Raw genomic sequence first — 23,334 nt, 5'->3', positions numbered from 1 at the left:
CGCAGTGACCGGGGCGATGCGCGGGGGCAAGCAGGGCAAGGGACTAAGGCTACCGCCGGTCGCGCCAATCGTGCGGTTCGGGGCGATGGGGGTCGCCTTTCTGCTTGGCACATGGGGCTTTAGCCAAGCCTATGGGCAGGCCGGAATCGCCTCCACCCTGGCGCAGGATGCGTTCCGGTCGCTGCGGCTGATCGTCGGCAATTTCCCGCAGGCGCTGGAGGCGCGCGATTTGCCCGTCGCGCTGCATATCGCGCGCTGGGCGCTGCCGCTGCTGACCTTCTGGTCCACCGTCGCGCTGGCGTGGGAGCAGTTGCGCAATCCCTGGCGGCTGGCGATGATCCGGGCGCGCGGCGACCATCTCGTGATTACAGGCGACGCCGATAGCGGGCTGGCGGCACAGGCGGCGTCCGGCGCACTGGATGAGGGGCGGCGGGTGCTGTTGTGGCCCGACGATCCACGCACTGTTTGGGTCGCAGACGCGATCGAGGCCGGGGCGGCGGAGGTCGAGCAGGCGGAAACAGACTGTAGCGTGCAGGCACTGGCGCTGGACAAGGCGCGGGCGGTGCTGCTGCTGAGCCGGGAGGCGCGGACCAATATCGCGCTGGCCTCTGCCGTTCTGGGGCAAGCGGCGCGGGTGCGTGCCGCTGGCGATCCGCTGGACGTCATATTGCGCGTGGATGATCTCGACCTGCGGCGCAGCGTCGAGCAGCGTTTCGAGCAAGGCGACCGCAAGACCGCGCGGGTGCGGCTGGCGGCGCTGCCCGACATTGCGGCACGGCAACTGGCGCTGGCCCGGCCGATCGACGGTTTTGCCCGTGCGGGACAGGCTGGGCGCGGGGTGCTGGTGATCGGCTTTACCCCGCTGGTCGAACGCTATGTGCTGCGGACGCTGGCGGGCGGCCATTATCGCGACGGGGGCAAGCCGTCCTTCTTCATCCATCTGGCCGATGCGGCGATGGCTGAGGCTGGTTTCCGCGCGCGCAATCCGGGGGCGGACAGCCTGTCGCCTGTGCGCTTTGTCGAGGCGCGGCCTGACCCGGCGGGGATCGGGGCGCTGATTGACCTGCATGTCGCGGCGCAGGGTGAGCCGGTTGCGATCCTGATCGATGCGGGCGGGGATGACCGGGCGCTGGCGATCGCGCTGGCGGTCGATGCGCGCTATCGCGCCGCCGCGCTGGTCGCGCCCCCCATCCATGTGCGGATGGATGGCGGGCATGACGCCCGGCTGGGTGCTGGGATTTTGCCGTTCGGGGCGCTGGCCGATCTGGCCGATCCCGACATGCTGTTGCAGGACCGGCATGACGCGCTGGCCCGGTCGATCCATGATTTCTATCTGGAAGGCCGCTTTGCCGAAGGGGAGCGGATCGGCGTAAGGGCGTCGATGCAGGAATGGGAAAATCTGCCCGAAAGCTTCCGCGACGATAACCGGCTGGTCGCCGACTGCTATCAGTTGAAACTGCGCGACATTGGCGCGCGGCTGGTGGAGGGCAGCGGACCGTCGCTGCTGCTGACGCCCGATGAGCTGGAGGAGTTGTCGCGCGCCGAGCATGATCGCTGGATGGCGGCCAAGCTGGTGCAGGGCTGGACATTCGGGCCGGTGCGCGACGACGCCAAGCGGCTGCATCCCGACATCATTCCCTATGATGATTTGAGCGAGGCGATCAAGGATCTGGACCGGGAGCAGGTGCGGATCATGGCGCGGTTGCTGGGCGCGTCAGGACGAAGGGCATTGCGGGTGCTGCGCATGGCGATCCTGCCGGGTGGCGAGGCCGCGCCGCCCGATCCGGGCGCGCTGCTGGCGGCGCTGGATGTGCATTATCCCGACCGGGTACCGCTGTTTGCGGGCGATCTGGCCGATGGCTGGTCACGGGCGATGATGGGCGCGCTGTATGAGCGGGGGCGGCTGATCCAGTTGAGGCTGACCAGCCATGTCCAGGCGATCATCGACAGGCTGCATGGCAGCGACGCAAGGATGGCGGCGGAACTGGTGCGCGCGGCGGACAGCATTTACGCCACGGCCGATCCGGCGGTCCTGTCGGATGCGCAACTGGTCCTCACGCCGGGTCCGATGGAGGATAATCGCGCCGTGCAACTGGGCAGCGATGGCGCGATTGTCCGGGCGCCATGGGCGCGCTGAGGGGCAGTCGCAAAATCCTTGCCGCGCTGGGGGCCGGGCTGTGGCTGATCGGGCGCGCGGCGCGTGGCATGGCGCGGCGGCTGGTGGCGGGCGACCGGCTGGCGCAGCGGCAACTGGCCGATGGCCTGCCGCTGCATGTGTGGCGACCCTTGCGCACGCTGCTGCCGCTCGCCGCGCTGGCGGGGATGATCGCCGGGATTGGCGCGGCGCGGCTGCTGGCCTTGTATAACGCGCAGATTCCGGTGCAGGCGACATTGGCGCAGACGTTGCTGCGCGACATCGTGCCGTTGCTGGTCGGGCTGTTCGCGTCGGGCAGCGTGTCGGTGGCGCTATCCTCGCGGCTGGGGGCGATGTCGCTCAATCGGGAGATTGACGCGCTGGAGGCGCTGGGGCGCGATCCGGTTGGCCATGCGCTCGGCCCGGCCTTGGTCGCAGTGCTGCTGTCGGTGCCGATCCATATGATGCTGGCCGGGCTGGCTGCGCTGGTCGGTTGCGCCCTGCCGCTGGCGATCATGGCCAATATCGACTGGGCGCAATGGGCGGGCTTTGCCTTTTCCCACGACGCGGCGGGCGCGATGCTGACCGGCATGGGCAAGGTGCTGGTCTATGCACTGATCGCCTTTGGCGTGGGCGGCGCGGTGGGGGCCAAGCCGGTGCGATCGCCCGCCGACATTGGCCGCCGCGCGACCACCGCCTTTACCGCCGGGCTGCTGGGGATTTTTGCCGCGGCGGCGGTGTGGACAGCCTTGGCATGAGCGAGTTGCTGGCCTTTGCGGGCGTCAGTCTGGTGTTGGGCGGCGTGCGGTTGCTGGACCGGATCGACCTGACCATCGCGGCGGGCGAGCGGGTCGCCATCGTAGGCGAGAGCGGATCGGGCAAGGGCTGGCTGTTGCGGTTGGGCGTAGGGCTGGCGGAGCCGGGCAGCGGCACGGTGCGGCTGATGGGGGTTGCCCTGGACGATGCCGATACGGACCAGCGCCGCCTGTTGCGCGCGCGGTGCGGGCTGGCGATGCAGGGCGGGTCGTTGCTGGGCGACCTGAGCGTCGAGGAGAATATGCGGCTGGCGCTGGGCCGCGTCGGCGGGCGTGACGCGCGGGCGGCGCGGCGGATCGACCGGCTGTTGCTGGAATATGGGCTGGAGCAGGCAGCCAGCATCCGCGCCGACATGCTGTCCATCGGTGAGCGGCGACGGGCGGAACTGGCGCGCGCCTTCATGCGTGATCCTGACCTGCTGATTCTGGACGAGCCGTTCGAGGGTGCCTATGCGCGCGGCGCGGCACTGGAGGAGCAAGTGCGGCGGCGGATCGTGCCGCATGGCCGGGCGCTGCTGCTGCTGACGCAGGATGCGGCGCTGGCGGGGCGATTGTGCGAGCGAGTGTGTCGGCTGGAGGCTGGGCGGTTGGTATGACCAACCTCCGTTCGGGCTGAGCGAAGTCGAAGCCCTCCACTGAGCACAGCGAAGTGCCTTCGACTTCGCTCAGGCAAGCCCTTCGACAAGCTCAGGGCGAACGGAGGTAATGAACGTCAACAAGGCGCAGTGCTAACCTTGCCCGACACCGCATCCTCAACAAAGGCCGCGACCGCCTGTTCGATCGCGCCCTGAAACGCCACCGCACGGGTGGTGCCTGCTGCCGAGGCGATCGGCTGGGTGGCGCAATAGCGACCGGTCCACACCGCCTTGCCCTGCGCCACCTGGGTCACGTCGAAGGCGACCACCGCCTGGGCCGCTCCGGCACCGGTCACTTCCTCGAACCGGTCGAGCGTCGCCACAACCCGGCGGTCGGCGGCGAGCGACAGGTCCGGCCCGGTGACAGCGGCAAAGCGGGTGCGTAGCCCGGCGACCAGCGCGCGGGCGAGCATGGTGGCCGGGGGTTCTTCCCAGAACAGCGTCGCGGCCTGGCGGATTTCGCCGGGCGTGGCGGCGTCGACATAGGCGTAGCGCAGTCCGCCGCTCAACCCCCGCGCCTGCACGGGGGCGACCGCCAGCGTCGGCGCAGGCTGGACCGGGCCGGGGGTAAAGCGAGGCGAAACACGCATGGTGACCGGGGCATCGCCCCCTTTCAGCGCGGCACAGCCGGGAAGCGTAAGGAGCAGGAGGATCGAGGCAAAGCGCGTCATTTCTGTCCTCCCGGCGGTGGCGGATCGGCATAGCGCTGGCCCCGGATCGCGAAGGTCGGATCGCCCGCCAGCCTCTCGCTCAAATTGCCAAGGCTGGCGCTGGTGCGTTCCAGATTGGCGCTGGTGGCGATCAGCGAGGCGGAGGCACCTTCGAGGATCATCCGCGCTTCGCTGGCGCTGCCCTTCCCTTCGGCGAGCAGCCCGGCGATGCTGGTCTGGTTCTGCGCGACCATCGCCTGGGTTTCGCGCAATATGCCGTTGAGCGCCGCGATGTCGATCTCCGACGCGCGGCCGGTCGCCTTGCGGACGTGGGAGAGGGTCAGCGCAATATCGCCCTGTCCCGGCGTGAAGCTGCGGTCGAGCTGGGTGCTGAGCGAGTTCAGGGCGGCGAGGGTTTCGGTGGCGTTGCGGGCGACCTGCGCCATGTCGACTGCACTGCCCGATCCGTCGCCCTGCAACATGGTCGCCAGCCGTTGCGCCATGGCGTTGGCAGTGCGGGCGACGGCGGCGGCTTCGCCAATCGCGACCGAGGCGGTCTCGAACAGGTCGGCGGGGCGGCGGCATCCAGCAATGGCGTCGGACGTCGCTGGACCAGCGATGCTGTCGCAGCCATAAGCGCGGCGGGCGGTAGCGCATTGGGCGGTGGCGGTTTCCAGCGCGACCAGTTCGATGCGCGGGGCGGTCAGCGGATTGGCGGCGGCGACGGTGGCGAAGGCGCAGGGCGATGGCCGCCAGTCCTTTGCCACGCCCATATGGACCGCGAAGGTGCGGCTGGCCCCGTCCAGCTCGACCGAGCGGACCTGGCCGATGGGCGCGCCGCGAAAATAGACCTGAACGCCCGGCGAAACGCCTTCGACATCGTCGAGCGTAGTGGCGATGATCCGCTGGCGGAAGAAGGGATCGGGGACCAGCGCCAGTATCGCGACCAGCGCCACGGCGAGGATCGCGGCCCCGACGCCCCATCTGATCTGCGTTGTCGCGTCCGGCGTCATCGGCCCCTCCCCTGCCGGTCACAACAGACCCGCAGGGGTGTCTTGTCAAGCGGGATCAGACACGCCGAAGCCGCCGCCACCGGGGGTTTCGATAATGAAAATATCGCCTGCCTGCATATGGGCGGTGGCGGTGGGGCCAAGCGGTTCGACGTTGCCGTCAGCCCGTTCGATCGCGTTGCGGCCGGGGCTGCCCGGCGCGCCGCCAGCCACGCCGAAGGGCGGGACGATGCGGCGGTTGGAGAGGATGCCGGCGGTCATATCCTCCAGAAAACGGATGCGGCGCAGCGCACCGTCGCCGCCCTTGTGAAAGCCCGGCCCGCCGGAGCCGGGGCGGATCGCAAATTCTTCCAGCAGTACCGGGAAACGGGTTTCGAGGATTTCGGGATCGGTCAGGCGGCTGTTGGTCATGTGGGTCTGCACCACCGGCGCGCCGTCGAAGTCCGGGCCAGCGCCGGAGCCGCCCGCGATCGTCTCATAATATTGGTGGCGGGCATTGCCAAAGGTCAGATTGTTCATCGTCCCCTGCGCCCCGGCCATCACGCCCAAAGCGCCGAACAGCGCGTCGGTGACGACCTGGCTGGTTTCGACATTGCCCGCGACCACGGCGGCAGGGTGGCGGGGACGGAGCATCGAGCCTTTAGGAACGATGATGGTGATCGGCTTCAAACAGCCGTCGTTCATCGGCACCGCCTCGTCGATCAGGGTGCGTATGACGTAAAGGACGGCGGCGCGGACGACCGAGACGGGGGCGTTGAAATTGCCGGGAAGCTGGGCCGACGATCCGGTGAAATCGACGGTGGCGGAACAGGTCGCGTGATCAACCCGGACAGCGACCTGAACAATCGCACCATTATCCATCGCATAGGTGAATTGGCCGTCGGACAGGCGGGTGATGAGGCGGCGGACGGCAGCTTCGGCCTGATCCTCGACATGGGCCATATAGGCGGCGACGGTGGCCGGGCCATAATCGTTGCTTATCCGTAACAGTTCCTGACTGCCGCGCGCGCAGGCGGCGATCTGGGCAGTGAGGTCGGCGACATTCTGGTCGATATTGCGTGCAGGCCATCGTCCCGACGCCAGCAGCGCGCGGATATCGGCTTCGCGGAACGTGCCGCGATCGACCAGCAGCATATTGTCGAGGATGACGCCTTCTTCCTCGACGCTCATGCTGCCCGGCGGCATCGAGCCGGGGGTGATGCCGCCAATATCGGCATGATGGCCGCGCGCCGCGACATAATAGGCAGGCGCGGCGTCTTTATGGACAAACACCGGCATGACGACGGTGACGTCGGGCAGATGGGTGCCGCCATCATAGGGGGCGTTGAGGACGTAGACGTCACCCGACTGCATCCCGCGCCCGTCAATCGGCTGCCCGTCTGCTCCGGTGCCGCGCCGCGCCATGATCGTGCGGATGCTGTCGCCCATGCTGCCCAGATGGACCGGCATATGCGGAGCATTGGCGACAAGATTGCCCGTCGCATCGAACAGCGCGCAGGAAAAATCGAGCCGTTCGCGGATATTGACCGAGGAGGCGCTGTTCTGGAGCGCGGCCCCCATTTCCTCGGCAATTGCCATGAAGAGGCCACCCATGACTTCGAGCCGGACGGGATCGACGGCGCTGGCGTCCCCCGTCTGCGGCGCTGGACGGGGGGTGTGGCGGGTGAGGATCAGATTGCCGATCGCGTCGATCCGGGCGCGCCAGCCCGGTTCCACGGCGGTGGTGGAGACCGGGTCGATGATCAGCGCCGGGCCGTCGATGACGCTGGCGGCGGCCAGACCCGCCCGGTCGTGGACCGGGGCGGTTTCGCCTGCATAGTCGATATGAGCCAGCGGTGGCGCAGGTTGCGCGGCGATGGTGACGATGGCGCTCATCGCTTCGCTGGTGTCGGCAATCGCCTCGACCCGCGCCATGTCGATGAGGATGCGGCCCTGTCCGACAAAACCGAAGCGGGCGCTATGCTGGGTCAGGAAATCGGCGCGCATGGCGTCGATGTCTGCCAGCGGCACGTCGAACAGGCTGTCGGTGCCGTCATAGCGCAGCCGCAGCAGGGTTTCGATCCGGTCGGCCTGCGGCAAATCGGCGCGCGCGTCGGCAGCAAGGGCCGCCAGCGCCTGATCGAGTTGCGCCATATTCTGCGCGTCGAGGGGCAGCGCCAGCGTCCGCTCCCGCACTGCGCGGCGATCAGCCAGGCCCATGCCATAGGCGGATAATACCCCACCTAAAGGATGGATCATTACCCGGTCCATGCCGAGCGCATCAGCGACCAGGCAGGCATGTTGCCCCCCTGCCCCGCCAAAGCTGGCCAGCGTATAGCGCGTCACGTCATGGCCGCGCGCGACCGATATGCGCTTGATCGCGTTGGCCATGCTGGCGACGGCGACGGCGATGAAGCCCTGCGCGGCGTCGCGCGGGGTCAGGATGCGGCCGGTTTCCGCCTGCACCTGCGCGCAGATGGCGGCGATGCGGGTTTGCGCCGCGGCGGGATCGAGCGGCTGGTCGCCATGCGGGCCGAACAGGCTGGGGAAATGATCGGGCTGGATCTTGCCGAGCAGCAGGTTGCAGTCGGTGATGGTGAGCGGCCCGCCGCGCCGGTAGCAGGCCGGTCCCGGCACTGCGCCCGCCGATTCCGGGCCAACGCGGAAACGGCCATCGACGAAGCTACAGATGGAGCCGCCGCCCGCAGCAATGGTGTGGATGCGCATCATCGGCGCGCGCAGGCGGACTCCCGCCACCCGTGCCTCATTGTCGCGCTCATAGCTCCCCGCATAATGCGACACATCGGTCGAAGTGCCGCCCATGTCGAAGCCGATCACTTCGCGGAAACCGGCCTGTTCTGCGGTGCGGGCCAGGCCGACAATGCCGCCCGCCGGGCCGGACAGTATCGCATCCTTGCCCCGGAACAGGCTGCCGTCGATCAGGCCGCCGCTCGACTGCATGAACAGCATGTCGGCCTGATCGCCCAGCGCTTCGCGCAGGCCATCGACATAGGCGCGCAGCACCGGGGAGAGATAGGCGTCGGCCAAAGTCGTGTCGCCACGCCCGATCAGCTTGATCAGCGGCGCGACATCATGGCTGGTCGAAATCTGGGTGAAACCGATATCGGCGGCGATCGCGGCGATCGCCTGTTCATGCGCCGGATAACGATAGCCGTGCATCAGCACGATAGCGATCGCGCGCAAGCCGCTGTCATAGGCCGATTGCAGTGCGGCGCGGGCCGCCTCCTGGTCCAGTGGCGTGAGCACCGTTCCGTCGGCCATCACCCGCTCGTCCATTTCCGCTACTTGGGCATAGAGCGGGTCGGGCAGAATGATATGCCGGGCGAACAGGTCCGGCCGGTCCTGATAGCCGATGCGCAGCGCGTCGCGGAAGCCGCGCGTGATCGCAAGCAGGGTCGGCTCGCCCTTGCGCTCCAGCAGGGCATTGGTCGCGATGGTCGTGCCGATCCGCAACGAACAGGGCGGGATAACGCCCTCCCCCGCCCCGGTCAGCCGCCGTACCGCCTCCACCGCGGCATCAACATAGCGTTCCGGGTCGCTCGACAGTAATTTGGCGGTGTGCAGTCGCCCATCCGGGTCGCGCGCGACCACATCGGTAAAGGTGCCGCCGCGATCGATCCAGAATTGCCAGTCCATGCGCGGGTGATGGCGGGCCGGGCGCGCAATGGCAAGTGCGCGCCCGGCCCCTCTATTGATCAAGATTGTGGACAGGGCGGGATTTAGAACATATCAGGAACAATATGGTCGCCCTTTCCACCCGTCAAAAGCTCGAAATCCTGGCCGATGCGGCCAAATATGATGCGTCCTGCGCCTCGTCCGGCACCAACAAACGCGATTCGCGCGGGGGCAAGGGGATCGGATCGACCGAGGGGATGGGGATTTGCCATGCCTATGCGCCGGACGGGCGCTGCATATCGCTGCTCAAGATATTGCTGACCAACAGCTGCATTTTCGACTGCCATTATTGCATCAACCGCCGGTCGAGCGATGTGCGGCGCGCGCGCTTCACGGTGCACGAGGTCGTCGATCTGACGCTCAGCTTCTACCGCCGCAATTATATCGAGGGACTGTTCCTCTCGTCGGGCATCATCGCTTCGTCCGACTATACGATGGAGCAGATGGTGGCGGTGGCGCGCTGCCTGCGTGAAGAGCATGATTTTCGCGGCTATATCCACCTCAAGACCATTCCCGACGCCGACCCCGAACTGTCGCATCAGGCGGGGCTGTTTGCCGACCGTCTGTCGATCAATGTCGAATTGCCGACACAGGCGGGGCTGGAACGGCTGGCCCCGGAAAAGAATGGCGGGCGGATCGAGGGCGCGATGGCGGGGATGCGGAGCGCGATGGAGGATATGGGTGAGGCGCGGCGCAAATATCGCCATGCGCCGCGCTTTGCCCCCGCCGGCCAATCGACCCAGATGATCGTGGGCGCGGACGATGCCAGCGACAGCGCGATCATCACGCGCGCCAGCAGCCTCTATGACCGGCACCGGTTGCGGCGGGTCTATTATAGCGCTTTTTCGCCGATCCCTTCGCCGAGCGCCGTGCTGCCGCTCAAGCGTCCGCCATTGCTGCGCGAACATCGGCTCTACCAGTCGGACTGGATGATGCGCTTTTACGGCTATGCGGCCGACGAAGTGGCGAGCGCGACCGATCCGCTGACGGGATGCCTGCCGCTCGACATCGACCCCAAGCTGGCCTGGGCGCTGCGGCATCGCGGGATTTTTCCGGTCGATGTAAACCGCGCCCCGCGCGAGATGCTGCTGCGCGTGCCGGGACTGGGGGTGAAGGCAGTCAACCGCATATTGGCCAGTCGCCGCCATCGCCGCTTGCGGCTGGATGATGTGGCGCGGCTGACGACGTCGATCAAGAAGCTGCGCCCATTCCTGATTGCCAGCGACTGGCGACCGCTGCAACTGGCCGACCAGGCCGACCTGCGTCGCCAGATGGTCCCTGCCCCCGCGCAACTCGACCTTTTTTCATGAAAAAGACGCATTTTGCGGTTGATCGCGCGGGTGGTTCGTGAAACTCTTGGGGCTAGGTCATCCAAGGGGGTCAGGGTCTTGGCGGCAATGTTCGACAGTCATGCCATCGGCAGCCGCCGCGTCGGCTACGCAAAGCGCATCAGCACGCATCTGGCGGCCGCGCTTGTCACCTTCTGCCTGTTGCAGATCTTCATCGTCGCCAAGATGGGTGGATCGTTGGTGCTGCATCTGGGCATCATCGTCGCAATCGGCGGCTTTGCCGTGGCGGCGCGCGGGCTGGAGCGGCGCTGGCAGATGCTGGAACGCAGCGACCTTTCGCACAGCGGGCTGGCGCTGCGCTTCCGTCGCGACCTGCTCCAGTTGTGGGTTGCCAGCTTGGTCGGCGCGATGCTGTGGATACCGGTCGCCATCATCTTCCGCTTCCTGTTCGGCTGACACGGACCTAATTGCAGATTCCGTCGTTCTCCTCCCAGCATCTGGAGGAGATATTGCCATGGCCAACGCCACGATTTTCGACCGTCTGAAACAGGATCATGACGCGCATCGCCAGCTGTTCGCCAAAATGGCGGACGCGAAGGATGATGCCGATCGGCTGGAAAAATTGTTCGACCAGTTCAAGGTTGAAGTGACCGCCCACGCCGCGGCGGAGGAAGAAACGCTCTACGCCACCATGTTGGCGCGCCCCGACCTGCGCGAAGATGCGCAGCATAGCGTATCCGAGCATAAGGAAATCGACGATTATCTGGAAGAGCTGGCCGAGTTGAAATTCGACGGCGAAGCGTGGCGCAAGAAATTCGCGAAGATGAAGGAACGCTACCTCCACCATATCGACGAGGAAGAGGAAGAGATGTTCCCCGCCGCCGCGAAGGAATTGACGGCGGATGAGGAAAAGAAACTCGCCGCCACCTTCGCCAAGCGCAAGCCCGCCGAACTGGCCCGCGCCGAGGCCGACAGCTAAGCCCAACATATGATAATCTTGATCCATAATTCTCCTCCCCCTTGAGGAGGATGTCGGGTGGGGGTGTGCTGCCGCCAGCGCAGACGCTCAGCTTCGCCTCGCTCCCCCTCCCCGCCGGGGAGGGGAGATGAGTCACAATCATTGCATGTTGGTATAAACACCTATGTATCGCGCGTCGCTGGCCGCCCCGGATGATTTTGACGGCTGGCGGGCAGCGGCGCGTGGCTTTGCGCTGGCCGGGGTCGATCCTGCCGATATCGTCTGGCAGGTGGGCGATGACGGCGGCGACCTGTTTGCCAGCGATACGCCGCCACCCTTGGCGGCGCAGGCCGCGTTCGCAGTGCCGCGCGCCTTTGTTGATCTGGCCCGAAGAGCGATCCTGCATCGCGATCCGCAGCGTTTTGCCCTGCTTTACGCGCTGCTGGTGCGGCTGCGCGACCGGCCCGGCACGATGGAGGACAAGGCTGATCCGCTGCTGCGCCGGATCGAAGGGCTGGCCAAGGCGGTGCGGCGCGACATCCACAAGATGCGCGCCTTCATCCGCTTCCGCGCGCTGGAGGATCCGGATGGCACGCGCTTTATCGCCTGGTTCGAGCCGGAGCAGCATATCGTGCGGGCCAATGCCGGCTTTTTCGTGCGGCGCTTTGCGACAATGCGCTGGTCGATCCTGACGCCGGAGGCCAGCATCCACTGGGATGGCGAGACGTTGACCGAGGGGCGGGGCGACGCGCCGGGGGATGACCCGGTGGAGGATGTGTGGAAGGGCTATTATGCCGCCATCTTCAATCCCGCACGGCTGAAAGTCGGGGCGATGCTGTCCGAAATGCCCAGGAAATATTGGCGCAATCTGCCCGAAGCGGCGCTGATCCCCGCGCTGGTTGCAGGCGCGCAGGCGCGCGAGGCGGCGATGATCGCCACCGCCCCTACGCCTACGAAACGGCCCGGCAACGCGATGGCCGCCTGGACCGCGCTACGCGAGGAAGCGCGCGGCTGCACCCGCTGCCCGCTCCACGGCCCCGCGACGCAGACGGTGTTTGGGGAAGGGCAGGTCGACGCCCCCCTGCTGTTCATCGGCGAGCAGCCAGGCGATCAGGAGGATCTGGCCGGGCGGCCCTTTGTCGGTCCGGCGGGGCAATTGTTCGACGCGGCGCTGGCCGAAGCCGAGGTGGATCGCGCGCGCGCCTATGTCACCAACGCGGTCAAACATTTCAAATATGAACCGCGCGGCAAACGCCGCATCCACCAGACCCCACAGGCGGGCGAGGTGCAGGCGTGCCGATGGTGGCTGGAACAGGAACTGGCGCTGGTCCGCCCGCGCGTGATCGTGGCGCTGGGCGCAACGGCGGCGCGCGCCCTGCTGGGCAAGGCGGTGGCGATCGGCAAGGTGCGCGGTGCGCCGATCCCGCTGGCGGACGGCGCGGAAGCCTGGATCACGGTACATCCGAGCTATTTGCTGCGGCTGCCCGACGCGACGAAAGCGGCGGAGGAGCGGGCGCGGTTTGTCGAGGAGTTGCGCATGGTGGGGGAGCGGGTGAGGGGATTGGGGTGAAAGGGTTGCATGGGGTGGGAAGCGGACGGGCTGCTTCGCACCGACACCCAGATAAAAGCTGACACTAAATCGCAGTCGTCGCGATTATCCGTGTTGTCGTCGGTTTAAGGCTGCTGCGAGCTGCACCAGAAAAGAAAAATCACCGCCCCTAAGATAAGCCCTAATCTCGCTGCTTTGACAATGGGCCATGACGGCAGAGCGATAGCTACGCCTAAACCAATGCCCCACGCTCCGATGAGCTGTCCCCAGACATGATCGCGAGGATTGGCGGATGTGGCAAATAATGCGCCAAACAGTATTATCGTTAGCGCACATCCCAACCCTTGAGCCGCACGTATCAAACGCTTCCTCCAGAATATCGCTAATTGCGTAAGCTGTTATAGCGCGGTGCTTACCTGCCTATTTCATGTCTGCAAACAAGAACCTTCCAACTAGCAGGATACGTCTGATTCTGGTCGTTTCTGGTCGGATGGCTAAATCTGCGCGAACGGTGCGTGCCTATTTTGACTTTGAAACGTCGGATCGGGTGATTTTTGCTGCTCTTTCCAGTCTCAACGCTTTGATCAAGTAGGTTGCCATGAGGAGGACTATCGGGAGGGGTGATAATAGGATCGAAAGCCAAATCGGCAACAGGGCCGTCCCAATGCAAACCCAGACGAATAGCCCAAATCCAAAGAGGATGCTGGTGGCGATGTTGCGCATCTGGAAGCGTAGCCTTCTGCAAGTCTGACATCTGGCATGCTTTATATGTCTGCAATCCGCAATCCTGCTCAGCGACAAGAACGGCAATTTCTGGTCGTTAGTGGTCGATCCCCCTCTTCCAACTGCGCCTAACCGCACTGTGTGCGGCAAGGCTTCACATCCTTCTCCCCGGCGGGGAGAAGGAAGCGGAGCGCGCGCCTCTACACCAACCCCAGTTTCGCCAGTTCCCCCAGCATCGCGGCGGGCATGGCAGCGGTGGCATCCTCTTCGCCCTCGCCCAGATCGCGCGGCGCGTCCTCTTGCGCCAGATAGCGCCAGCCCTGATGCGCGCGCTTTGGCATGGGATGGACGGGGATGAGGCGGGGTTCGAGGCGGATCCAGTGGCGGCCCTGCCCGGTTTCGGCGAAGCCAAGGATCGGGCTGCGGCCGACGATGCGGTGGCCGTGGATCCAGTAGAGCGAACCGCCCGCCATTTCCTCGACCCGCTTGGGCAGATAGCGGGTGGTCAGCCGCGCTTCATCGGCGTGGCTTTCCAACCAGGCTTTGAGCGTCGCGGGGCTTTCGCTCTGGAAGGCGATCTTGGTGATGTGCAGCGGCATGGCGGCGATCTGGGGACGGCGTGGCCGGGGTTCAACGCAGGAAAAGGGTGGCCAGCCCCAGGAAGCTGAAAAAGCCGAGCGAATCGGTCATCATCGTCACGAATACGGCGGAGGACACGGCCGGATCGACATCATGGCGTTCCAGCGTGATCGGCACCAGCACGCCCGCCAGTCCCGCGACCAGATTATTGGTCAGGATCGCCGCGCCGAACACCAGCGACAGGTCCATCCGCCCGTAAATCACATAGGAGCCAATGCCGATCAGCGTGCCGAGCGTCGCGCCATTGGTGGCGGCGATGCGAAATTCGCGGCCGATCATCCGCGCGGTGTTGGAACTGGTGAGCTGATTGGTGGCGAGCGCGCGCACGACCACGGCCAGCGTCTGCGTCCCCGCATTGCCGCCCATGCCCGACACGATGCCCATCAACGCGGCGAGCATGGCGAACCGTTCGATCGTCCCTTCAAACAGGCCGACGACCGAGGCGGCGAGCATGGCGGTGCCAAGGTTGACGACCAGCCAGGTCAGGCGCGCGCGCACCGTCATCAGGATCGGTTCGTTAATGTCGCCCTCACCCGCGCCCGACAGGCGGAGGATGTCCTCGCCCGCTTCTTGCGAAATGATGTGAACGACGTCATCGACCGTAATCATGCCGACCAGCCGCCCGCTGCCATCGACCACCGCGGCGGAGATGAGCGCATATTTCTGGAAGCGCAACGCGACTTCCTCCTGATCCATGTCGACCGGGATCAACGTCTGTTCGCGCTTCATCAGGTCGGCCATGGCGATAGCGCGCGGGCAGGTGAGAATCCAGCTGAGCTGGCAATAGCCGATCGGCCGATGCTTGGCATCGACGACATAAATTTCCCAGAAATCGGTGGTCAGGTCGCCATGGTCGCGCAGATAGTCGATCACCTGACCCACGGTCATATGTTCGGGCACCGCGACCAGATCGCGCTGCATCAGGCGGCCGGCCGATTCCTCCGGGTAGGACAAAGCGCTTTCGATCGCGGCGCGATCTTCGGGGTCCAGCGCGTCGAGGACGGCCTGCTGATCGGCATCGTCCATATCCTCGATCATGGCGACAGCGTCGTCGGTATCGAGTTCGGACGCGAATTCGGCCACCTGTTCGGGCGCCAGATCGCCGATCAGGTCGTCGCGGACGTAGTCATTGAGTTCGGACAGCACTTCCGCGCCGACCAGATCGCCGAGCGCCGCAGCGACTTCGCCCCGCCGGTCGGCAGGGGTCAGTTCCAGAAGGTCGGCAATGTCGGCGGGGTGCAGCGGCGAGACGAGTTCGCGCGCGCGTTCGGCGTCGCCCTCCTCCACCGCGTCCAGCACGGCGGAGACGAATTCTGGCTTTAGCCGGTCATCCTCATCGTGGCGCGATTCTGCCGCGGCAGCGATCGCTTCGTCTGCGTCATCCCCGTCCAACAGGGGCTGGGCTGTGTCGCCGCGCTCGCTCATGGCGCCCCCTACTGTCCGGTTCCTGTTGCATTGCGATCCTTTCGCCGATGCACAATATAATTGCAATGGCGCAGAGCGACCGGAAGCCCAAAACACGGGCTTCCATCGTGACTTGCAGCCTCTATATGGGGGCATCACTACCCCATTCCCCCAATGAGAGGATTTTTCATGGCTGACGATACCCTGACCCTTAGCCTCGACAGTGGCGGCGACGTCGTCATCAAGCTGCGGCCCGACCTGGCCCCCGGCCATGTCGAGCGCATCACCACGCTGGCCAAGGAGGGCTTTTACGACGGCGTCGTGTTCCACCGCGTCATCCCCGGTTTCATGGCGCAGGGCGGCGACCCGACCGGCACCGGCATGGGCGGATCGAAGCTGCCCGACATCAAGGCCGAATTCAGCCGCGAAAAGCATATCCGAGGCGTCTGCTCGATGGCCCGTTCGTCCAACCCGAACAGCGCGAACAGCCAGTTCTTCATCTGCTTCGACGATGCCACCTTCCTGGACGGCCAGTACACCGTGTGGGGCGAAGTGACGTCGGGCATGGAGCATGTCGACGCCCTGCCCAAGGGCGAGCCGCCGCGCACGCCGGGCAAGATCGTCAAGGCGACCGTCGCCTGATTGGCTGAAAGACTAAACAAATGGCCCGCCTCCAGAGCATGGAGGCGGGCCTTTTCTTTTGGGTGCGATCTTAAAATCCTCCCCTGCAAGGGGAGGGGGACCGTCGGCGTAGCCGATGGTGGAGGGGTGTTGCCCTCTCGATAGGGTAACACCCCTCCGTCTGACCTTCGGCCAGCCACCTCCCCTTAAAGGGGAGGATTTAAGTCGCTAACGCTTCGCCGCCATCCCATCGGTCGCGGAAACGGCCTGCGACGCCTCTGCGCCATTATCGGCTGCATCGACTACCGGCGGCGTGTACGACCCGATCCGCTCGATATGCCAGCGGCGCTGTTCGCCGGTTGAGGCGGGGACGTCGTTGACCCGGCGCAACACGACCTGCCGCAGCGCGTACCAGGGCTTGCCATTGGCGGCGAGGCGTCCGTAAATCTGCACCGGTACGCTGACATAGAGTGAGCCTGCCGCGCCCTCCGGCGCGCTGGGTGCGCCGATATTGGCGTGGATTTCGCTGAACCCCCGGAAGCGCGCGGCGAAATGGGCGTCGTCCTGCTGGCCGATCGCGCCGGTCGAGTTCCACAGATCCTGCGCATCCTCGAAGCGCTTTTCCTCCAGCAGGCCATAATAGCCCTGCACCACCTGCGCCGCGCCCTGCGCGCTATCGGGGTCGATTGCGCCTTCCGCCAGCGGCGTGCGATCGTCGGGCAGGCCGCCGGGCGTTCCCGGTTCCGGCGGGGTCAGCGGCTCCATCACTGCCATCGCTTCGGCGCGGACGTTATTTTCCACCTGCACCGCATTGGCACCATTGGCGAGATTGTCGATCGCGCTCTCCTCCCGCCCGTCGCAGGCCGCGACGAGCAGGAGGGAGAGCAAGACGGTGGCCTGTACCGGGGCCCGCATCAGTCAGGGCGTTCCTGCCGCGAGGCACCGGGCGCGCGCGAACGGACGGCGCGTTCGGACGGGGCCGGACGGGCGCTCCAGTCGCGCTGCGGGCGCGGCTGGCTTGTTTGCGGGCGCGTCTGGGGCTGGCGCAGGCCCGGCTGGGGCGTGGGGCGCACCGCGTCATTGCCGCGCCAGTTGCCGCGACCGCGCGGGGTGCCCGTCCCCTGCGGCGGGCGGGGGCGATTGGTCCAGTTGCCATTCTGGCCATTGCCGGCCTGGCCGTCACGGCCCTGCCAGCGCCCATCTCGACCGTCGCGATCGCGGCCTCGCCACTGGCCGTAATTCCGGTCGTCCCGTCGGTCATCGCGGCGCTCCGCGCGGCGGCCTTCCCAATATCGGCGCTGCCCGTCGTTCCAGCGCTGGCGACGGCCATTGCGGTCATAGACATAATAGCCTGTGCCGGGATAATAAACATTGTCGTGCCAGCCGTTATAGAGGCCGGGCTGATAATAGCCGGTCGGGCCATAATAGCCGTCGCCATAATAGCCACCACCGCCATAGTAACCGGTGCCGACACTCACGCCGCCATAACCATAGCCGTCATCATAGGCGCAGCCGCCCAGTGCGAGCGCGCCTGCCAATCCTATCATGGCCGCAATCCGATGTCGGAAGCCCGTCATCGTCTTTCTCCTCTTCTCCATCTGATCATGGCGTAACGCCCGGCGGTTGAATTGGTTGTGAATGGATTTGGTGGCGGCCGTCCAGCGTTTATCGCAGGTTCAGATAAGCCGGCTCTTGTTCATCGGGGCGACAGAAAGCGTGCTTTTTCCGTCACATAATCGCCTTTTGCCCGATTTTTATGATCTGTTCAGGAAACCTTCGGACAGGGCCGGTCATTTATCCCCCGTCGCCTGAGCCGCTTGCAGCGCTCGTTCGTGCGACCCGGCGGGTCCACACCGTCGCACCAATCCACAACAGAAAAAGGGTCATACCCATGAAGACACTGCTTTTGACGGCAGTTGCTGCCGCGTCCTTTGTTCCTGCCGCCATGGCCCAGGATCAGGCTGGCTCTACCAGTCGCATCGAGCCTTATGTCGGCGTGATGGGCGGCGTGCATAATTTCGACAGCGAAACCGGCAAGGAAGGCATCCCGCCGGTCGGCTATAAGGGCCGTATGGTCGAAGGCGTCGCAGGCGTGAACTATAACGTCGCTGGCCCGCTGGTCGTCGGCGTCGAAGGTGGCGCGTCCAAGGGCGTGTCGGGCGATATCGACTGGGAATATAATGCCGCAGGCCGCGTCGGCGTGAAGGCGGGCAAGGACAGCCTGATCTTCGGCAAGGTCGGTTACAAGTGGGTCAATTTCGACGCACTCGGCCCCAACAGCCGCGATTTCCATGGCACCACCTATGGCGCGGGCGTGGAACTCTCGCCCGCCGACATGGGCGGATCGGCCCAGAGCAGCAACATCCGTTTGCGCGTTCAGGCCGACACGATGGGCAATTTCCGATCGATCCGCCCGATGGCGGGTGTCGTCGCGAAATTCTAAAAGGTTTGGCGGGCTGTAGCGGCCTGCCCCACCGGCCAATCCCCGATCAGGGTCCGCCCTGATCAGGGACTGGGGTCCGGGACGGCGCATTGGACTGCCGCCGTCCCGGATTCCCCGACTAGCCGCTATTACGCAGCGCCGTCGCGATGGCGTTGATCGACAGTTCGATGCCTTCCTTGATGCGCGGATCATCCTCACCCGCGCGGTGGCGCTTCAAAAGTTCGACCTGGAGCAGATTGAGCGGCTCGATATAGGGCAGCCGCAGCCGGATCGAGGTTTCCAGCGTCGGATTCTTCTCCAGCAAACGGCTCTGGCCAGTGGCGGCGAGCAGCCCGTCATGGGTCTGCGCCCAGCCCTCGCGGATGCGACCGAACAGTCGTTCGGCCAGCGCCTGATCCTCCACCAGCGGCAGATAATGGGCCGCGATGCCAAGGTCAGATTTGGCCAGCACCATTTCCAGATTGCCCATCGCGGACTTCAGGAAGGACCAGCTTTGCGCCATATCGGCGAGCAGCGCCTTGTCCTCGAACGCGGCAATCGCATGGCCCACGCCGTACCAGCCGGGCAGCATAACCCGCGCCTGCGCCCAGCTGAACACCCAGGGGATCGCTCGCAAATCCTCGATCGCCGTGCTTTTGGTGCGGCTGGCGGGGCGGGAGCCTATCTTGAGGCCGGAGATTTCTTGAATCGGCGTAAGCTCACGGAAAAATTCCTTGAACCCCTCCGTGCCGTACACCAGGTCGCGATAGGCGTTGAAGGCGTTTTTGGACAGCTCGTCCATCGCGCCTGCAAAGCGCGCGGCGTCTTTGTCCGAAATGCCTTCAGGCTCCAGACTGGCGAGCAGGGTCGCGCTGGTCATCGCCTCCAAATTGGTCATGGCAACGTCGCGCGATCCGAATTTCGCCGCGATCATCTCGCCCTGTTCGGTGATGCGGATGCGACCCTGCACCGTGCCGCGCGGCTGCGCCTGGATCGCAGCGAAGGCGGAGCCACCGCCGCGCCCGACCGCGCCGCCGCGCCCGTGGAACAGCTGCATCGCCGCGCCCGCATCGGCAAAGACCGGCTCCAGCGCCTTGCTCGCCTTGAACAGGCTCCAGGTCGATGTGATGTAGCCGCCATCCTTGTTACTGTCCGAATAGCCGATCATCACTTCCTGATGGCCGCGCTGCTTCACTACGCCGGCAATTTCGGGCAGGCCGAAATAGGCGGACATGATCTGCGGCGCAGCCTCAAGGTCGGCGATGGTTTCGAACAGCGGGATCGACATGATCGACGCCTGCGGCGGGGCGCCATCGACACCGGCGCGCCACAGCCCCGCTTCCTTGAGCAGGATGTTGACCTCCAGCAGGTCCGACACGCTTTCCGCCTTGGAAATGATATAATGGGTGATGCAGGCCGGGCCGTAGATGCGGTGCGCTTCGGCGGCGGCGTGGACGATCGCCAGTTCGGATGCGGTCTCTTCCGAATAATCGGCAAAGCGCGACCCCAGCGGACGGTTGTTCGCCAACTCCCGCCGCAGCAGCGCGATACGGGCATATTCGTCAAGCGCGGCATAGTCCGGCTCAACTCCGGCGACCTTGAGCAGCTCTGCAACAACCCGTTGATGCACATCGCTATTCTGTCGCATGTCCAGCGTGGCGAGATGGAAGCCGAACGTCTCGACAGCGCGGATCAGGCGGCCAAGCGCGCCCCCGCTCGCCAGCGCGCCATTGCCCTCGCTCGCCAGCCCCTGCGCCACGGTGACGAGATCGCGGCGGAAATCGGCTGGGCTGGCATAGGCCCGCCCTTTGAGGCCGGACGGGCGCGGCGGCTGGCCACCGGTCAGCGTCGCATAGGTCGCGGCCAACCGGGCGTAGATGCCCGACAGGGCGCGGCGATAGGGTTCGTCCTGCCGGCTGGGCGACGTGTCGCCGCTGGCGTCGGCAATGTCCAGCACCGCCTGCGGCACATGGGCGAGTTCGGTCGAGAGCGAGAGTTCAGCGCCCAGCGCGTGCAGCGCGTCGAGATAATAGGCCAGCGCCGCCTGCGCCCCGCGCTTGAGCGCGAACTGGAGCTGGGGCGCCTGCACGAACGGATTGCCGTCACGGTCGCCGCCGATCCAACTGCCCACGCGCAGGAAACTTTGCGGACGCGCGCCCAGCACCCGCTCCCACCGGGCATAGAGGGCGGGCAGCACCGGCAGGAAGGTGTCGCGGAAATAGGCGAGGACATTGTCGATCTCATCCGCGACGAACAATTTTTCCCGGCGCAACGGACGAGTCTGCCACAGCAGGGCGATCTGGCGGAAGATCGCCTCGTCCAGATTTTCGCCATCGTCCGTCTCTTCGCGGCCTGCATCCTTGAGCAGCATCAGGTCGGCGATGCGGTTCTTGTGATCGATCATGCTCTTGCGCCGCACCTCGGTCGGGTGGGCGGTGAGGACGGGGACGATCAGGCTGTGCGCCAGCAGGCCCAGCACGGCGTCGCGATCAATGCCATGCGAATCCAGCCGGGCGATGGCCGACGCGACATCGGCCCCCGGTTCGGCCGCTATCCCCTGCCGGTCCTCCGCCAGATTGGCGAGCATCGAGAAAAGCATGAAGCCGCGCACGAAATTGAGCGTGTCGTCGAGGCTGAGCGCATCCAGCCCGGTATCGACAAAATCCGCCCCCTGGATGCCGCGCGCCCGATCGACCGAGGCGGAGCGGATATATTCGGTCTGGCGATAGAGGCTTTCCCCGCCATAGGCCCGGATCACGTCGCCCAGCAGGCGCCCCAGATAGCGGATGTCAGGGTTCTGCGTGATCGCAGGAGCGGATGCGGAGGAGGAGAGAGTCGCCATGGTAACGATGCTGCATTGCAACAGGGAATGGGTCAAGCAGTTCCCATCGCTTTACAGCCATGTTCAGGCCGCCTTGAGCGCCTCGATCAGGCGTCCGAACTCAGCCTGCACCTGTTCGACCCCTTGTCGCACGGCTGCGCCCTGTGCCCGCGTCGTGGCGGCGGCCTGCGCCGAATGACGCAGTGCATCGGAAATCGCATCGACTGCCTGATTGGTTGCACCCGCATCCAGCGCGACCGAACGGGAAACCCGCTGAATATCCTCCACCGAGGCAAGCTGTTGCTGGGCGGAGGATGCGGCCACCCCGATCGCCTCGACCAGACTGGCGAGGACGGTGTCGACCGACCCGACCAGCGCGAACGTCTGCTCCGCGGCCTGCTCTATGCCGTCGGCACGCGCCTGAATTTCACGCGTGGTCTGGGCCGTCTGGGCAGCCAGCGCCTTGACTTCATTGGCGACGATCACGAAGCCGCGTCCCGCTTCCCCGGCGCGGGCCGCCTCGATCGTCGCATTGAGCGCCAGAAGATTGGTCTGGCCGGTAATCTCCGCAATCAGCTTGGTGGCTTCGTTGACGCTGCCAACATGGCGGCGCAGATTATCATTGGCGTAATGCGCAGCGGCGGACTGGCCACTGGCGGTTGCCGCCGATTCGCGGATGTCATAGGCGGTGCCGGTGAAAGCACCGATCGATGCGCTCAGTTCGTCAATGGTCGCGGTAATCGCCTGGGCCGACCCGGCAGTATCGCGTGCACGCGCGGTTACGGTATCGACATGCCGCTGCTGCTCGTCGATCGTGCGCATCGTATCGTCGGCGCTATGTTCAAGCGCGGCGGCTGTTTCGAACAATCGGGCCACCAGCACGGCCATGGATCGTTCCAGCGCCTCCGCTATCACGCGCCCGTTGCGCCGCAATTCTTCCTGATGGCGCCGTTCCTCGGTCGCGACCTGATCGGCGCTGGCGGCCAGTGCCCGACGGGCGGCTTCCGCCTGCACCAGCGCGTCGCTGGCCTGCTGGGCGGCGGTGCGCGCTTCACTTTCCGCATCGCGCGACAGCTGGACCTGCTTGCGCAAAGCACCATGCGCCGCGACCAGCCGCCATGCCAGCCAGCCCGACATGGCGAGGAATGTCAGGATGATGCAGGCCATGGCGGGGATAATCTGGCGCAGCGCCTTGGCCCCTGCCGATGATCGGCGCCATTCCACCTGCCCAAGGACCTGGCCGGTAATATCCTTGACCCGAATCCCGCTTTCGCTGTCCCCGGTGGTGCCGACATTCCATTTCAGCGCCAATTGATTGGTGCGGCTCATATCCGCCAGAAGCGTCGCGTCGATCGGCTTGGTCAATACCAGATAGCGCAAATCCCCGGACGGCAGGCGGGCGACGTCTTTCCATGGCGTGATCGCGCGGACGGCCAGGATCACCGCCTGCCCCTGCAACCGGGCAAAACGCACGATCGCCTGGCGCTCGCCCAGCGCAGCGCGATGGCTCTGCGGCAGCGCCGCCATCACATCATGCAAGACAGGCAGGGCCAGCGCCCGATCCAGCGACTGGCGAGGCGCGCGCCGGGGCAGCTCGCTGCCCGCCGCTGCCCAGACGGTGCGTCCACGGACATCAAGCACATAGGCATCGGCCACTTCAGTAGCGAGGTTGCTTTCGGCCCATTCCCTGTCGAAGCCGCCATAAACATGGTCGACCGCATCGTCCCAGCGCGCCGATGCCATGACGGCATCGGCCAGTGCCGCGCGCTCACGCAGCAACGCGCCATTGACGACGCGATGGAGGTAGGCGTCGGCATTGCTTTCGATCTGGGCGCTGAGCAGGCCAAGGAGGATGGCGGTGCCGATTATGGCCAGCAGGATGACGCCGCCAAGCGGCACCATCGTGTCCCCCAGATTGTTGCTGCCCGCCAGCAATGCACGCCTGCGCAACATATGTCGGGCCTGAAAGAGGAGGGACTTCTTTACCAT

At 65.6% G+C, this 23,334-nt stretch carries 18 protein-coding genes; 9 read left to right on the top strand and 9 right to left on the bottom strand.

Translation table 11 applies throughout. The features are described 5' to 3' along the window. Positions 1-4 precede the first annotated feature (4 nt). Genes ACODSR_RS05920 through ACODSR_RS05910 form a run of 3 tightly spaced genes read left to right on the top strand, consistent with a single transcriptional unit; the run spans position 5 to position 3,545 of the window. A complete protein-coding gene (locus ACODSR_RS05920) occupies positions 5-2,137 on the top strand; it encodes a RyR domain-containing protein (RefSeq protein ID WP_489074589.1) in 2,133 nt (710 codons plus the stop codon). Beyond that, on the top strand, positions 2,125-2,892 hold the full coding sequence (locus tag ACODSR_RS05915) for an ABC transporter permease (protein ID WP_489074587.1): 768 nt from the start codon (positions 2,125-2,127) through the stop codon (positions 2,890-2,892). Before ACODSR_RS05920 ends, ACODSR_RS05915 begins: the two co-directional genes overlap by 13 nt. Beyond that, on the top strand, positions 2,889-3,545 hold the full coding sequence (locus ACODSR_RS05910) for an ATP-binding cassette domain-containing protein (RefSeq protein WP_489074585.1): 657 nt from the start codon (positions 2,889-2,891) through the stop codon (positions 3,543-3,545). The genes ACODSR_RS05915 and ACODSR_RS05910 overlap by 4 nt, the downstream gene beginning before the upstream one ends. Positions 3,546-3,661: 116 nt before the next feature. Here the strand turns inward: ACODSR_RS05910 and ACODSR_RS05905 are convergent, their stop codons facing one another. The 3 genes from ACODSR_RS05905 to ACODSR_RS05895 are packed head-to-tail and all read right to left on the bottom strand — an operon-like array spanning position 3,662 to position 8,880. Continuing rightward, positions 3,662-4,255 carry an ABC-type transport auxiliary lipoprotein family protein gene (locus ACODSR_RS05905; protein WP_489074583.1) on the bottom strand — a complete coding sequence of 198 codons (594 nt, stop codon included), beginning with the start codon at positions 4,253-4,255 and terminating at the stop codon, positions 3,662-3,664. Then, positions 4,252-5,247, bottom strand: coding sequence for an MlaD family protein (locus ACODSR_RS05900; RefSeq protein WP_489074581.1), 996 nt, complete (start codon positions 5,245-5,247; stop codon positions 4,252-4,254). The genes ACODSR_RS05905 and ACODSR_RS05900 overlap by 4 nt, the downstream gene beginning before the upstream one ends. A 45-nt stretch (positions 5,248-5,292) precedes the next feature. Next, positions 5,293-8,880 carry a hydantoinase B/oxoprolinase family protein gene (locus ACODSR_RS05895; protein ID WP_489074579.1) on the bottom strand — a complete coding sequence of 1,196 codons (3,588 nt, stop codon included), beginning with the start codon at positions 8,878-8,880 and terminating at the stop codon, positions 5,293-5,295. Positions 8,881-8,984: 104 nt separating this feature from the next. Between ACODSR_RS05895 and ACODSR_RS05890 the strand changes: the two genes are divergently transcribed. The 4 genes from ACODSR_RS05890 (at position 8,985) to ACODSR_RS05875 (ending at position 12,736) form a co-directional block, all read left to right on the top strand. Beyond that, positions 8,985-10,229, top strand: coding sequence for a putative DNA modification/repair radical SAM protein (locus ACODSR_RS05890; protein WP_489074577.1), 1,245 nt, complete (start codon positions 8,985-8,987; stop codon positions 10,227-10,229). 87 nt (positions 10,230-10,316) lie between these two features. Next, on the top strand, positions 10,317-10,664 hold the full coding sequence (locus ACODSR_RS05885) for a hypothetical protein (protein WP_489074575.1): 348 nt from the start codon (positions 10,317-10,319) through the stop codon (positions 10,662-10,664). A 58-nt stretch (positions 10,665-10,722) separates the two neighbouring features. After that, complete coding sequence (locus ACODSR_RS05880; RefSeq protein WP_489074573.1) at positions 10,723-11,187, top strand: hemerythrin domain-containing protein; 465 nt, start codon at positions 10,723-10,725, stop codon at positions 11,185-11,187. Positions 11,188-11,350: 163 nt separating this feature from the next. Beyond that, positions 11,351-12,736: a UdgX family uracil-DNA binding protein gene (locus ACODSR_RS05875; protein WP_489074571.1), complete on the top strand. Its 1,386-nt coding sequence runs from the start codon at positions 11,351-11,353 to the stop codon at positions 12,734-12,736. 902 nt (positions 12,737-13,638) lie between these two features. Here the strand turns inward: ACODSR_RS05875 and ACODSR_RS05870 are convergent. Both ACODSR_RS05870 and mgtE read right to left on the bottom strand, forming a co-directional pair. Further along, a complete protein-coding gene (locus ACODSR_RS05870) occupies positions 13,639-14,037 on the bottom strand; it encodes a DUF1489 family protein (protein ID WP_489074569.1) in 399 nt (132 codons plus the stop codon). 31 nt (positions 14,038-14,068) lie between these two features. Continuing rightward, entirely contained in the window at positions 14,069-15,502 is a 1,434-nt protein-coding gene (gene mgtE, locus ACODSR_RS05865; RefSeq protein WP_489074567.1) for a magnesium transporter, read from the bottom strand. 168 nt (positions 15,503-15,670) lie between these two features. Between mgtE and ACODSR_RS05860 the strand changes: the two genes are divergently transcribed. After that, positions 15,671-16,123 carry a peptidylprolyl isomerase gene (locus ACODSR_RS05860; RefSeq protein ID WP_489074565.1) on the top strand — a complete coding sequence of 151 codons (453 nt, stop codon included), beginning with the start codon at positions 15,671-15,673 and terminating at the stop codon, positions 16,121-16,123. Positions 16,124-16,330: 207 nt separating this feature from the next. Here the strand turns inward: ACODSR_RS05860 and ACODSR_RS05855 are convergent, their stop codons facing one another. After that, positions 16,331-17,017 (bottom strand): hypothetical protein, encoded by a 687-nt coding sequence (locus ACODSR_RS05855; RefSeq protein ID WP_489074563.1) that lies wholly within the window; start codon positions 17,015-17,017, stop codon positions 16,331-16,333. Further along, positions 17,017-17,679 (bottom strand): peptidase, encoded by a 663-nt coding sequence (locus ACODSR_RS05850; protein WP_489074561.1) that lies wholly within the window; start codon positions 17,677-17,679, stop codon positions 17,017-17,019. Before ACODSR_RS05850 ends, ACODSR_RS05855 begins: the two co-directional genes overlap by 1 nt. A gap of 314 nt (positions 17,680-17,993) precedes the next feature. Here ACODSR_RS05850 and ACODSR_RS05845 point away from each other — a divergent pair, with 314 nt between their 5' ends. Then, positions 17,994-18,545: an outer membrane protein gene (locus ACODSR_RS05845; protein WP_489074559.1), complete on the top strand. Its 552-nt coding sequence runs from the start codon at positions 17,994-17,996 to the stop codon at positions 18,543-18,545. 118 nt (positions 18,546-18,663) lie between these two features. Here the strand turns inward: ACODSR_RS05845 and ppc are convergent, their stop codons facing one another. Together ppc and ACODSR_RS05835 are read right to left on the bottom strand one after the other, a co-directional pair. After that, complete coding sequence (gene ppc, locus ACODSR_RS05840) at positions 18,664-21,366, bottom strand: phosphoenolpyruvate carboxylase (RefSeq protein ID WP_489074642.1); 2,703 nt, start codon at positions 21,364-21,366, stop codon at positions 18,664-18,666. A gap of 63 nt (positions 21,367-21,429) precedes the next feature. Then, positions 21,430-23,298: a methyl-accepting chemotaxis protein gene (locus tag ACODSR_RS05835; RefSeq protein WP_489074557.1), complete on the bottom strand. Its 1,869-nt coding sequence runs from the start codon at positions 23,296-23,298 to the stop codon at positions 21,430-21,432. Positions 23,299-23,334 lie beyond the last annotated feature (36 nt).

Source organism: Sphingobium sp. FG125 (genome assembly GCF_057809795.1).
Note: the sequence above shows the minus strand (reverse complement) of the source record. Positions and strands in the feature narration are given on the sequence as shown.